The organism is Corynebacterium tuberculostearicum SK141, from assembly GCF_000175635.1.
GTDB classification, from domain to species: domain Bacteria; phylum Actinomycetota; class Actinomycetes; order Mycobacteriales; family Mycobacteriaceae; genus Corynebacterium; species Corynebacterium tuberculostearicum_C.
Map to the genome: position 1 here is coordinate 43641 of NZ_ACVP01000029.1, position 10623 is coordinate 54263.

At 57.9% G+C, this 10623-nt stretch carries 14 protein-coding genes; 8 read left to right on the forward strand and 6 right to left on the reverse strand.

Features of this window, described 5'->3' with window-relative positions:
• Nucleotides 1–102 precede the first annotated feature (102 nt).
• From CORTU0001_RS09425 to CORTU0001_RS09455, 7 genes are all read left to right on the forward strand, one after another.
• On the forward strand, nucleotides 103–1089 hold the full coding sequence (locus tag CORTU0001_RS09425; protein ID WP_157749125.1) for a flagellar basal body-associated FliL family protein: 987 nt from the start codon (nucleotides 103–105) through the stop codon (nucleotides 1087–1089).
• A 267-nt stretch (nucleotides 1090–1356) separates the two neighbouring features.
• Nucleotides 1357–1902 carry an LppP/LprE family lipoprotein gene (locus CORTU0001_RS09430; RefSeq protein WP_005329363.1) on the forward strand — a complete coding sequence of 182 codons (546 nt, stop codon included), beginning with the start codon at nucleotides 1357–1359 and terminating at the stop codon, nucleotides 1900–1902.
• A 102-nt stretch (nucleotides 1903–2004) separates the two neighbouring features.
• Nucleotides 2005–2706, forward strand: a complete 702-nt coding sequence (locus CORTU0001_RS09435) for an LppP/LprE family lipoprotein (RefSeq protein ID WP_005329364.1) — start codon at nucleotides 2005–2007, stop codon at nucleotides 2704–2706.
• A 107-nt stretch (nucleotides 2707–2813) separates the two neighbouring features.
• The gene (locus tag CORTU0001_RS09440) at nucleotides 2814–3968 is read left to right on the forward strand and encodes a TRAFAC clade GTPase domain-containing protein (RefSeq protein WP_005329366.1); all 1155 of its coding nucleotides are present in this window, start codon (nucleotides 2814–2816) and stop codon (nucleotides 3966–3968) included.
• A complete protein-coding gene (locus CORTU0001_RS09445) occupies nucleotides 3959–4285 on the forward strand; it encodes a hypothetical protein (protein WP_005329368.1) in 327 nt (108 codons plus the stop codon). The genes CORTU0001_RS09440 and CORTU0001_RS09445 overlap by 10 nt, the downstream gene beginning before the upstream one ends.
• 68 nt (nucleotides 4286–4353) lie before the next feature.
• Nucleotides 4354–4758 (forward strand): hypothetical protein, encoded by a 405-nt coding sequence (locus CORTU0001_RS09450; RefSeq protein WP_005329370.1) that lies wholly within the window; start codon nucleotides 4354–4356, stop codon nucleotides 4756–4758.
• 213 nt (nucleotides 4759–4971) lie between these two features.
• The gene (locus CORTU0001_RS09455; RefSeq protein WP_005329372.1) at nucleotides 4972–5160 is read left to right on the forward strand and encodes a hypothetical protein; all 189 of its coding nucleotides are present in this window, start codon (nucleotides 4972–4974) and stop codon (nucleotides 5158–5160) included.
• On the opposite strand, the gene CORTU0001_RS09460 is transcribed toward CORTU0001_RS09455, so the two are convergent.
• From CORTU0001_RS09460 to CORTU0001_RS09470, 3 genes are read right to left on the reverse strand one after another with little or no spacing between them, the layout of a single operon-like run.
• Nucleotides 5157–6440 carry a sulfate adenylyltransferase subunit 1 gene (locus tag CORTU0001_RS09460; protein WP_005329374.1) on the reverse strand — a complete coding sequence of 428 codons (1284 nt, stop codon included), beginning with the start codon at nucleotides 6438–6440 and terminating at the stop codon, nucleotides 5157–5159. The two genes, CORTU0001_RS09455 and CORTU0001_RS09460, sit on opposite strands and share 4 nt — an antisense overlap.
• Complete coding sequence (cysD, locus tag CORTU0001_RS09465; protein WP_005329380.1) at nucleotides 6440–7339, reverse strand: sulfate adenylyltransferase subunit CysD; 900 nt, start codon at nucleotides 7337–7339, stop codon at nucleotides 6440–6442. Before cysD ends, CORTU0001_RS09460 begins: the two co-directional genes overlap by 1 nt.
• Complete coding sequence (locus tag CORTU0001_RS09470; protein WP_034668651.1) at nucleotides 7339–8124, reverse strand: phosphoadenylyl-sulfate reductase; 786 nt, start codon at nucleotides 8122–8124, stop codon at nucleotides 7339–7341. Before CORTU0001_RS09470 ends, cysD begins: the two co-directional genes overlap by 1 nt.
• A 172-nt stretch (nucleotides 8125–8296) precedes the next feature.
• Between CORTU0001_RS09470 and CORTU0001_RS09475 the strand changes: the two genes are divergently transcribed.
• On the forward strand, nucleotides 8297–8716 hold the full coding sequence (locus CORTU0001_RS09475) for a hypothetical protein (RefSeq protein WP_005329382.1): 420 nt from the start codon (nucleotides 8297–8299) through the stop codon (nucleotides 8714–8716).
• A gap of 205 nt (nucleotides 8717–8921) precedes the next feature.
• Here CORTU0001_RS09475 and CORTU0001_RS09480 read toward each other — a convergent pair whose 3' ends face one another.
• The 3 genes from CORTU0001_RS09480 to CORTU0001_RS09490 are packed head-to-tail and all read right to left on the reverse strand — an operon-like array spanning nucleotide 8922 to nucleotide 10547.
• Complete coding sequence (locus tag CORTU0001_RS09480) at nucleotides 8922–9515, reverse strand: hypothetical protein (RefSeq protein ID WP_005329384.1); 594 nt, start codon at nucleotides 9513–9515, stop codon at nucleotides 8922–8924.
• Nucleotides 9515–9979, reverse strand: coding sequence for a DUF6114 domain-containing protein (locus CORTU0001_RS09485; protein ID WP_005329386.1), 465 nt, complete (start codon nucleotides 9977–9979; stop codon nucleotides 9515–9517). Before CORTU0001_RS09485 ends, CORTU0001_RS09480 begins: the two co-directional genes overlap by 1 nt.
• Entirely contained in the window at nucleotides 9969–10547 is a 579-nt protein-coding gene (locus CORTU0001_RS09490; protein ID WP_005329387.1) for a DUF6230 family protein, read from the reverse strand. The genes CORTU0001_RS09485 and CORTU0001_RS09490 overlap by 11 nt, the downstream gene beginning before the upstream one ends.
• Nucleotides 10548–10623: the final 76 nt, after the last annotated feature.

Sequence of the window (10623 nt, forward strand, 5' to 3'; positions counted from 1 at the left end):
TTCTTGCAACTCTTATGCCTATAGTATGACGCGGAATGATTCTTAATCATTCCCTTTCTTTCGCATTTCTCTTTCTGGACAGCGCACAAAGGAGCCTCCCCTTTGAACGACAAGAATTCTTGGGGTTCATCTGACTCAACCCCATATTCAGATTCGAACGGACCTGCATCCCCTATGCAGGACTCCGGTACTGAAACCAACGCAGAATCTTCGGGCAAAGGCACGCGCACCGCCATTATTGTCGTTGCCGCCCTCGCCATTATTGCGCTTATTGGCGGTGGTGCCTGGGCACTAACGGGAAACAAAGATTCTGATGAATCGAGCAGCGCTGAACCGAATTTTCATTCTCAAGAAAACAGCAGCGAGGAAACCACCGAAGAGGCAACTTCTGAGAAAGAATCCACGCCTGAGAAGAAAGCTAAGACTACACAAGCTAAGGGCGCTAGCACTGGCCCCTCTACAGAGGAGAAGTGCGGAACTCTAGCCAATAACAAAATGGACGCGCCTGGTGGCACGCTTCAGCTGTTTTGCGACGGCACCTGGCAGTACCTCGCGCAAAAGAATTCCTCGAATTACCGACTTTTCTATTGGACCGATAATGAGTGGAAGTTGTACCGGTCAGACAATACGACTGGAGACTCCGTCAATCAGTGCTACGACAAGGGCAAGTTGGACAAGGCAGGCGCTCCGAGGGAGCTGACCAACCAGCTCCAACTCTGCGACTCTCAAGCAACGCCAACCCCCAAGGTCCGCGACAAGCCTATTACCGCCGAGGAGGAATTTCCGCCCGAAGATTATTGGTATGGCGAATGCGATGGTAGCTACGTGCTCATCGTGGAATCGGTCATCATCCCGCCGGCAACTGATCCGATTTCTGAGCCCTACCGAGTGCACAAGAAGTACCCAGGCTCCAAGATCATCCGGGGCGGCGCATGTAGTTCCCTGCGCAGCCACACTGAAAGCGGCCCTATCTATGCCATCATCTACGAAGCCGGCCACAGCGTGGACAAAGTATGCGAGCTTAAGGCCAAGTACGGCGGCAATGCCCGTTCCCTCAATAACGACGCGGATTTCTCTGACCCCTGCTAACCCAGATTCCGCGCTCAATTCCCTGTCACTCCCCTTCTGCTGCGTTGACTCCCTACCCCGCTACAACGCAGCGTGCGCCCCTTTGACCTTTCATCTACCGCCTCAATGTGAAAGCAATATCTTATGCCTAAATCATCTGCCCACCTAGGACGAATAAGTCGTATAGGCATTGCAACAAGCCTCGCCCTCATTAGTTTCTCCTTGGCTTCCTGCGATGACGAAACGTCGGATACAACCGCACAGGAGTTTTCAGTGGAGTCGCCGACAATGTCCGCTACAGAAGAAAGCAGCGATGCCAAGCCGAAAGAATCGCCCACTGACTCAGCTGCGACGGAAGAAGAAACTACTCGGCCGGTGCCCCCGAACGTCGTGATGGATGACGAGCAGCCGAGCCCGGAAGCCGACACCACTTCGTCGTGTGGCGCAGCTGATGCCCAAACAGCATTTTCCGAGGGAATATCCCAAGTCGCTCCGTGGGGCACCATCGGATGGGAGCTTTTCGATTCCTCCGGCTATGACCCCTGCGCATCCCTATCGTGGGAAACCCTGATGATTGAGGGAGGAACTAGTTCTTCGCCTTTCCACATCATGCTGTTTAATCACGGCGAATACTTAGGCACCGCAACGGCAAAGCCCTATGGATTCGCCCCCACTATTGAGCGCGTGAGTGATTCCGAGATCGCGGTAACCTACCACTGGCCGCGCGAAGGTGAAGGCAATGCCAACCGCTCAGGCACAACCGACGCAGGCTTCCGGTGGGATGAAGGACAGCAAAAGGTCATCATGTCCGGCGACGTACCGCCAACGGGATAAGAAGTCTAGGATCGTCATTTCGGCTTGTCTTGGCCAGCGCTGTTGCTATTGTCGGGTTTGACTCGGCTTCCTGCTAATAGTCCCGCGAAAGGAAACTCGACCATGTTGAACAGCCTCGACCGTTTCTTGCTTCAACTGCGTCCCGCAGCAGCAGTGGCTAGCGCCGGTGTTCTCTGCCTTTCCTTAGCAGCCTGTGGAAGTGATTCTGCGGATCCAGAAGATTCGCCTTCTTTCTCTGCTGCAAAGGAAAGCGCTCCAGAAGCGAATCAAGCTCCCTCTTCCGCCGACGGAAATACTGAAGAAAAGCCCGCGCAAAAGACCACTACCGTAGTCGAAACTCCTCCAGAGAAGAAGCAGGACGAGAGTGCACCTAGCCGGGGTCAAGGCAATGGTGGCTCTTCTGAGTGCAGCTCCGACAACGACGAGAGTGCCTATGAAAAGGCAATCGCTCAGGTCGAACCATATCCAGGACTTGATAGGCCGTGGAGGCCTTTTGACTCCAATTTTGACCCGTGCGCAGATCTTTCGTGGATAACCGTCACGCTTGAAGGAGCGACCGCTTCCTCGCCATATCACATCCTGCTTTTCCACAATGGCGAATACCTAGGAACGGCCACCGCCAAGGCATACGGGTTTTCGCCAAAGGTCAGCCGAGTGGATGATTCCGAGATTGCAGTTACCTACCGCTGGCCAAAGGAAGGTGAGGGCAACGCTGAAGCATCGGGGACAACACAAGCCGGCTTCCGCTGGGATGAAGGTGCCCAAAAGGTAGTCATGTCTGGGGACGTTCCACCGACGTATTAAGGTAGCTTGCAGCGTGGTCAATCCGTTGCTTTTACCCGGCCCTTGCCTTACTAAGAATTTCTTGCACGCATTGGGCGCGAATTTTTCCGCTGATGTATTTTCGCACTATGAGCAAACAACAAATTCACCAGCACATCGCAGTTTTTGGTCAGGCTGGAAGCGGAAAGACAGTCCTTCTTTCCTCACTCTTTGGCCGCCTCAACGAGCCATCGACTATCCAAAAGAACGGGTACAGATTCCTTGCGGAAGACTCCGCACGGGGAAACAAACTGCTCCAAAAATACTTGGGAATGAAGAAGCAAGCCCAAGCTCCGATGCAGGATAAGTTTGTTTCCTCTCCGTTCGATTTTAAATTCGACCCCGAGTCCCAGCCTCTGGACGCGAAAAGGAAGACTTCACACATTGGCATTACTTGGCATGACTATCCAGGCGAATGGTTTGAGTCCGAAGTCAACTCTGAAAGCGAAAGAAATAATCGGGCGCATACTTTCCGCCAACTGATCCAATCAGATGTCGCACTAGTTTTAGTTGACGCACAAAAGCTGCTCGACCACCAAGGCGACGAAGAGCGCTACCTCAAGTCTCTATTCGGCACCTTCCGGAACACATTGCTGGGCATTAAATCCGACATCATTGCTGACAATGAACGGCTGGAGCAGTTTCCCCGCATCTGGGTTATCGCGCTTTCTAAAGCCGACCTCATGCCGGAGTTGGATGCACACAGGCTCCATGAACTCGTGGTACTTCATGCCGCAGATGAACTGAACGCGCTGCGCAAAGTTCTGGCTGATTTCGTCAACGGCGACGAGGCTCTATCCGTCGGAGAAGACTACATCGTCATTTCTTCAGCTGAGTTCAAGAACGGCACTATTGATCTAGAAAAGCATAAAGGCGTCGACGCCTTGCTTCCGCTATCTACGATTTTGCCTATCCAGCGCTACCAGCGGTGGAATGTATTGCGCCTTCTCCCGGCTGGTCTAGCGGACGAAAAGATCGTGAAGAGGGGGCTTGGCATAGCCCAAACGGCTCTTGCGATGCTTGGCAAGGTGAACAAGATGCCTTTCAATTTCCTAGCGAAGGCTCAAGGTATCGCTGGCCTTGTTGACCCACTCATGTCTGCGGCCATTCCGGTGATTGCTGAAGCCCGAAAGAATGCGGTGGAAAAGCATGCATTTAAGGAATTGTTGCTTACAGATTTCGTCATGAAATTGCGCGAGAGCATCGACAACGACATTCTCGAAAGGTCGCCGCGATGGAAATAATCTGGGCTACGCGAGGCAAACACTGGGGCCATAAGTTCTTACTCGATGGCGGCTATAAGGACCCATTGCCACCATATCTTGAGGCATTTTCGGGCTTTGAAAACTCCCGCCGCGTGTTTGAACGCTGCAATGGACACTTAGCTTTAAGATTTCCAGATCCAGAGGAGCGCCACGATGAGTCAGGCCGCTTGATTTACCACGACCTAGTTATCAGCGGCCATGCCATTACCGATGCCCGCTCTTACGACGAAGCATGCTCTTTTATGTGGCCTTTGATTGCGGACGAATATAACAAGCTCTGGGATGCAGAAAAATAGAAAAGAATCTGGGCGCTTTAAACAGTTAATCGCGGCCGTGAATACCAAATCCTTATCCCAGAAGATTGATGAAGATGACTGATGGCTGGAATTCAACAGAATTCGCAGAGAAGATGAACCGCCTGCTAAAGCGATACTACGCAGGAGACAATGGGCTTTCTCCGGCTGCAGTAGAACTTCGGGCGGTGTGGAGAACAGCGGGACTCGCCTACGCCATTTTCACGGTCTCGGCTCCGAAAGGGATTGCGTATGTGGGATTGGAAGTGCCGGTCATTCCTGGATCAGGTTCCGCAACGTCGGAAGAAGAAACCGCTATAGAAGGCTGGTTGGACCAATTAGCTGGAGATACGCTGGCCAGCACATTGGATTACAACCAAGGTGACAAAATCCAATGGAAGGAAAAGGTCACTGAGGACACTCCAGAATTTTTCTCAGAGCTGGGCACCGCTGTTGGAGAAGTGTTCTTCCCATAGGTACCTAGCCAAAGAGAAACAAACAAGCACGTTTCGCTAAATTTTCACCGATTTGGCAGCGAAACGTGCTTGTTTTGCTCGAAGGGCGGTCACCGTGTGGCGGTGCGGGGCTTCCAAGGGCGTGCGGAAGCCAAGAAATGGCCGCGTTCTAGGCTTTCGTGGGGAGCCAGGGGCGGTTATCGTGGCCGTAACATAGCCGAAGGAGAGATAGGAATGAGCGAGAAGACGTTTCAGCAGAAGTTCGGGGCTTTCGCGCTGGTGGCGGCGGTTGTCCTGCTGATCGTGAACTTGACCGTAGTAGGGCCTACGGTGTTCGGTATCTCCACGCCGCTGCTGCTCGGCATCACGGGCATCCTAATGATGCGCGGTGAAAAGAGCAGCAGCAGCGCAAAGAGTGACTAGCGCAGGCGGTGGCCTACGAAGCCGGCGGCAAGGGTGTTGCCGGAGGATTGATCGATGAGCAGGAAGTTGCCCACCGCGCCGCGGGCGGCATAGTCCTCGACGGGGAGCTCGGCCTGGGTCTGGATGCTGATGTGGGCGATGTCGTTCATGGCGACGGACTCGGGGTCCTCGACATCGGAAACGCCATCAAGATCCAGGGTGCGGGCGACGGCGGCGACGCGGGCTTTGACCAAGGAAGAGCCGTAGCGCAGCTTGAGCATCTGACCGGGCTTAATGTCCTTTTCGGTCAGGCCCACAACGGTGGCGTCGAATTCGCGGGTGGCCGCGGGGCGTTGGGGTCCGGCGAGGAGATCGCCGCGGGCGAGATCGACGTCGTCGGCAAGCAGGAGCGTCACGGAGTCGCCGGTGGCGGCGGAGTCGGCGGGGCCGTCAGCAGTGTCTATCTGGGTAATGGTGCTGGTGCGGCCTTCAGGGAGGCGAACCTCGTCGCCCACGGAGATGGAGCCCGCCTTCACGCGGCCGGCGTAGCCGCGGTAATCGGAGGCGTGCTCGCGGATGACGTACTGGATGGGGAATCGGAAGTCCAGCTCATCGGCGCGGCCGGTGGCCACGGGGACGGTCTCGAGAACCTCGAGGACGGTCGGGCCGGTGTACCACGGCATAGTGGTGGAGCGCTCGACCACGTTATCGCCCTTGAGCGCGGAAATCGGTACCACGGTGGTATCGGTGATACCCAGGCGGGTGGCGATTTGGTTGAACTCGGACTCGATATCGCGGAAGACCTGCTCGTCGTAGTCCACCAGGTCAATCTTGTTCACCGCGAGGACCACGTGGCGCACGCCGAGGAGGGCGGCCACGTTGAGGTGGCGGCGGGTTTGTTCGACAACGCCATGGCGGGCGTCGATAAGAAGCACCACCACCTGGGAGGTGGACATGCCGGTGACCGTATTGCGGGTGTACTGCACGTGGCCGGGGGTATCGGCGAGGATGAAGGTGCGCTTATCCGTAGCGAAGTAGCGGTAGGCCACGTCGATGGTAATGCCCTGCTCGCGCTCGGCACGCAGGCCGTCGACAAGCAAGGAAAGGTCCATGCCGTCGAAGCCGCGGTCCGTGGAGGTGCGCTCCATGGACTCGACCTGGTCCGCGAGCACGGACTTGGTGTCATAGAGCAGGCGGCCGACGAAGGTGGACTTGCCGTCATCAACGGAGCCGGCGGTGCACAGGCGCAGGGTATCGCGCTGCTTGAGGGCGCCGACATTCGGCGTGAGGGTCGTAGTCATCAGAAGTAGCCTTCCTTCTTGCGGTCCTCCATGGCGGACTCGGAAAGTTTGTCATCGGCGCGGGTGGCGCCGCGCTCGGAAAGGGTGGAAATGGAGATCTCCGCGAGCACCTCGTCCGGGGTCGACGCGGTAGATTCCACGGCGCCGGTGCAGGACATATCGCCCACGGTGCGGTAGCGCACGGTGCGGGTTTCCAGCTCCTCGCCCTCGGCCGGGCCGCCCCATTCGCCAGGTGCTAGCCACATGCCATTGCGCTTGAATACCTCGCGCTCGTGGGAGTAGTAGATGGAGGGCAACTCCAGTTTGCGGGCGCCGATGTATTCCCAGATATCGGACTCGGTCCAGTTGGAGATGGGGAAGACGCGGACGTTTTCGCCGGCCATCTTGCCGCCGTTGTACAGGTCCCACAGCTCGGGGCGCTGGCGGCGGGGATCCCATCCGCCGAAGGAATCGCGGATGGAGAAGATGCGCTCCTTGGCGCGGGCGCGCTCCTCATCGCGGCGGGCGCCACCGCATACGGCGTCATACTCGCGCTCGGCGATGGTCTCTACCAGCGGCACGGACTGCAGCGGGTTGCGGGTGCCATCGGGGCGCTCCTGCAGGTCGCCGCGGTCGATCCAGTCCTGGACGCGGGCGACATGGAGGCGAGCGCCGGATTCTTCCACGAGGCGGTCGCGGAAATCGATGACCTCGGGGAAGTTGTGGCCGGTATCGACGTGGAGCAGCTCAAACGGCACCGTGGCCGGGGCGAAGGCGCGGCGGGCTAGCTCGAAGACAACGACGGAGTCCTTGCCGCCGGAAAAGAGGATGCCTACCTTGTCGAACTGCCCGGCCACCTCGCGCAGGATGTGGATGGACTCGTTTTCTAGGTCTTTTAAGTGTGGAGAAAGTGTGCTCATTATTCGTGTAACCCGCATTCTGTCTTGCCGTCTGCAAATACGCGCCCGGACCGGGCATCTTCGCCTTCACCGACCGGGAAGGTCAGCGGGGCGCAGCCGATGGAGCGGTATCCCTGCAGGGTGAGTGGGTGGATGATGAGGTCGTTGTCCTCGATATAGCGGTCCGTATCGTCTAGATCCCAGGTAATGATGGGCGAGATCTTCAGCTGACCGGTGCGGTCGAGACTCAGCGCCGGGGCGGTGGCGCGGTGCTCGGAATCGGCGCGGCGCAGGCCGGTAACCCAACCGGCATAAGGGTCCATAGCCATGTTCAGCGGCTCGACCTTGCGCATGCGGTTATAGGCCGCGGTATCGCGGGCGTAGAGGCGCGGGCCGTATACCTCGTCTTGTTCTTCTGGGCTGAGCAAAGGCAGCACGCGAACAAGTGGGAGGTCCGGGTAGCGCTTTTCTACCTCGTCGGCTACCTGCAGGGTTTCCTGAAAGTGCCAGCCGGTATCGATGAAAAGCAGGTCTGCATCGAGCCCAGCACGGTGGGCGAGTTCGGCCAAGACCGTATTCTCCATGGACATGGTCACGGCCAAGCGGCCGGGTGCGTGCTCGGCGGCCCATTCGGTAATGGTTTCCGCTGAGGCGTCATAAAGCTTATCCGCCCACTGGTCCACCAATTGCTGGTTGCGCGCGGCTACCTCGGCGTCCAGCGGCGCGGTATCGCGCGTGCCTTCCGGGGAGATGCTGGGGTCGCGGTAGTTCTTGCCACCGTCCAGCAGGTTCGTCGTTGGGTTCATGCCGTCACACATTAGGCAAAACCCCGAGGCGGCGCAGCGGATTTTGGGCGAAAAGCCGCTGAGCTTGGCGGGAGGTGCGAATAAAAAGTTTCCAATCCGTACCAAGCGGACTAGATTTACAGACAAGACAGTCTATTGCGGGTGTGCGCGCCCTGCACAAGGAGGCACTTTCATGCAGCGTATAGCCATCATCGGGGAGGGCCCGGCAGCCCTATCCACCGCCGAGAAGCTTATCAGCGCTGGCATGTGTGTGGACCTCATTACCCAGTGCACCGCACCATTCGGTCTACTCCGCCGCTTTGCGGGCTTGGCAGGCATGCTGGGCGACGCCGTCTCAGGATCCCACTGTGGCCCCGGCACCACTCCCCGACTCCGCCTGATAGGAAACGTGCATGTAGGCGCCGATGGCGATATCACCCATAACGAGATCCACCGCCTAGCTTCTTCTGGCGACCGCGAGCTGCTCTTGCTCGAGCTCAAGGCCCGGGGCGTGGCCGTTACCACTTGGGAAGGGCTGTGCGCTCCCCTCGAAGACTTTGAGGATTGGCACAGCGTCATCACCCGCGCGCAGCTGGCTCACGTGGGGATTTAGCAGCATCCACCGACCAGCTCCCCAACCAAAGCATGTCAGAGGGCGCAGGTCCATGGATCTGGTTCACATTCTTATTACCCGGTTTGGAGCTGCCTGCGCGTGCACTCGATAAGGCTCGCACCACAAGCGCCTTGCGGCTCAGGGAGCGTACTGGTGCCTGTATCAGTCCCAGTTCGCTCAAGGGTAGGTCTTCGCTGGCGGTGAGCTATTCCAGCCCTACCGTCACGGTCGGCGCGTTGAAGCGAGCACCCTTGAGGTTCACCAGCTCAAGGGTGACATCGCGCAGCTCAATGTGGTCCATGATTACGTCGGGCACCTCCGCATCGGGGACGGGGTGCGACTCTGGAACACCGAGCTTGTCCAACACGGCATTGATATCGTCGCGGCTTAAATCGATTTCCGCCCGGGGTGCAGAAACCTTACCCACCGCCGGGGTGGCCTTAAGCTCGGTAGCCATAATGGTCACCGGTCCGCCGCGTACCTCGGTGGTATCCCCGCCCGTGGTCAACATGCCATCGCCATAGCGGCCAGGCAGCGTAATGGCGAGGTTGTCGATGTCGAGGTTTTCGCCCTTCAGCTCCAGGACCCGCACATCACCGCTGGCGGTGGGGAAAGTACCCAAAGATACGGTGACATTCTTCGTCAGCGTCACCTTATCCGCAAAGACGGTACTGAAATACGGAACCGCCGGGGCATTTTGCGCATTAACCCGTTCGGAACCGCTCGCGCCGTACACCACCAATGCGCAGGCCAATACGGCCAAGCAGCTACGCGCCGCCCGCGGCATCGCCCTCGTCATTATTCCGCCGCTTCCTTGGTGCGGCGCTTTTTCTCCCCCGGCTGCCACGCAAAGGTAAAGGCCCCGCCAATGATGCCGAGCAGGGAGCCGATGATGAAGCCGCCCAAATTGGACGTCGGCAAGGCGATAATGGCCACGATAATGCCCAGCACACCGACATAATTCGAGGTTGCCGGCTGGAACCACGCGCCAAGGCCGAACATGGCTAGCAAGACGCCGATAAGCAGCGTAGAGACGCCAGAGATGGTGGAAATCATGACCAAAAGGTCAGAGATCCGAATGGTGATATAGGCCGGCGCGGCAATGATGATGCCGGACAAAATGAGCAAAAGCCCGGGAAAGAAGGGCCGACCACTGCGCCAGCGGCGGAAGCGCTGCCAGACGCTGGGTTTAGATTCCTCCTCGTCCGCTGCCTCCGCCACCGGGAGGGTCTGCGTGTCTTCCGCGGTCGACTCAGCAGCCATTATCCGAACCCCTCCGCACCGTTACTCCGACGTTCTTGGCAGAAAGGCTCTGTGCACCCACGGAGGTGGCCTTGACATCATCCGCTTTGAGGGAAACTTGCTTGGAATAGAGGCCCCACGCGCCGGGATCGGCGGTATCGCTGAGCTGATTCGCATCGATGCCCACGTTGACATCCTGCATCACCAAGGAACCATCCACGTCGGTCGCGCCGACCAGCAGGCTATCGGATTCCACGCTGCCCTCGCCTTCGGCCTTCAAAGCTAGGGTGGCTTCTCCACCAACGCCGGGCACCTTGGGAACCGTCACGGAAAGGCAGAGATCAGAGACCTTCGCATGCTCCAGTTTGATACGCGCGACGGGAAGGTGCTCTTCGGCCTTTTGATCATCATCAACAAAAAGCGAAAAGCCCTCTCCATCCAAGTGCCCCATGGTGATTTTAAAGAAGCTACCGGAAAGGGCCAGGTTCGCGGTCAAGCCGCCCTGCGCCACGGCGAATCCAGTAACCCCAAAGGCAGCAAGGCCTGCGGTCAAGGCCACCGCGGCCTTGGTGATATTGGTTTTGCCCATGGCGGTTTACCCTTTCTGCGGCAGTCTCGGTCTTCTTCTTGCCCGGCCACATTACGGACGCCGACACTGTATTATT

Coding starts and splice junctions, on each gene's coding strand:
- cysD (WP_005329380.1), bottom strand. CDS start 7,339: ATGAGCACACTTTCTCCACACTTAAAAGACCTAGAAAACGAGTCCATC.
- CORTU0001_RS09445 (WP_005329368.1), top strand. CDS start 3,959: ATGGAAATAATCTGGGCTACGCGAGGCAAACACTGGGGCCATAAGTTC.
- CORTU0001_RS09450 (WP_005329370.1), top strand. CDS start 4,354: ATGAAGATGACTGATGGCTGGAATTCAACAGAATTCGCAGAGAAGATG.
- CORTU0001_RS09475 (WP_005329382.1), top strand. CDS start 8,297: ATGCAGCGTATAGCCATCATCGGGGAGGGCCCGGCAGCCCTATCCACC.
- CORTU0001_RS09485 (WP_005329386.1), bottom strand. CDS start 9,979: ATGGCTGCTGAGTCGACCGCGGAAGACACGCAGACCCTCCCGGTGGCG.
- CORTU0001_RS09470 (WP_034668651.1), bottom strand. CDS start 8,124: ATGAACCCAACGACGAACCTGCTGGACGGTGGCAAGAACTACCGCGAC.
- CORTU0001_RS09490 (WP_005329387.1), bottom strand. CDS start 10,547: ATGGGCAAAACCAATATCACCAAGGCCGCGGTGGCCTTGACCGCAGGC.
- CORTU0001_RS09440 (WP_005329366.1), top strand. CDS start 2,814: ATGAGCAAACAACAAATTCACCAGCACATCGCAGTTTTTGGTCAGGCT.
- CORTU0001_RS09455 (WP_005329372.1), top strand. CDS start 4,972: ATGAGCGAGAAGACGTTTCAGCAGAAGTTCGGGGCTTTCGCGCTGGTG.
- CORTU0001_RS09430 (WP_005329363.1), top strand. CDS start 1,357: ATGTCCGCTACAGAAGAAAGCAGCGATGCCAAGCCGAAAGAATCGCCC.
- CORTU0001_RS09480 (WP_005329384.1), bottom strand. CDS start 9,515: ATGACGAGGGCGATGCCGCGGGCGGCGCGTAGCTGCTTGGCCGTATTG.
- CORTU0001_RS09435 (WP_005329364.1), top strand. CDS start 2,005: ATGTTGAACAGCCTCGACCGTTTCTTGCTTCAACTGCGTCCCGCAGCA.
- CORTU0001_RS09460 (WP_005329374.1), bottom strand. CDS start 6,440: ATGACTACGACCCTCACGCCGAATGTCGGCGCCCTCAAGCAGCGCGAT.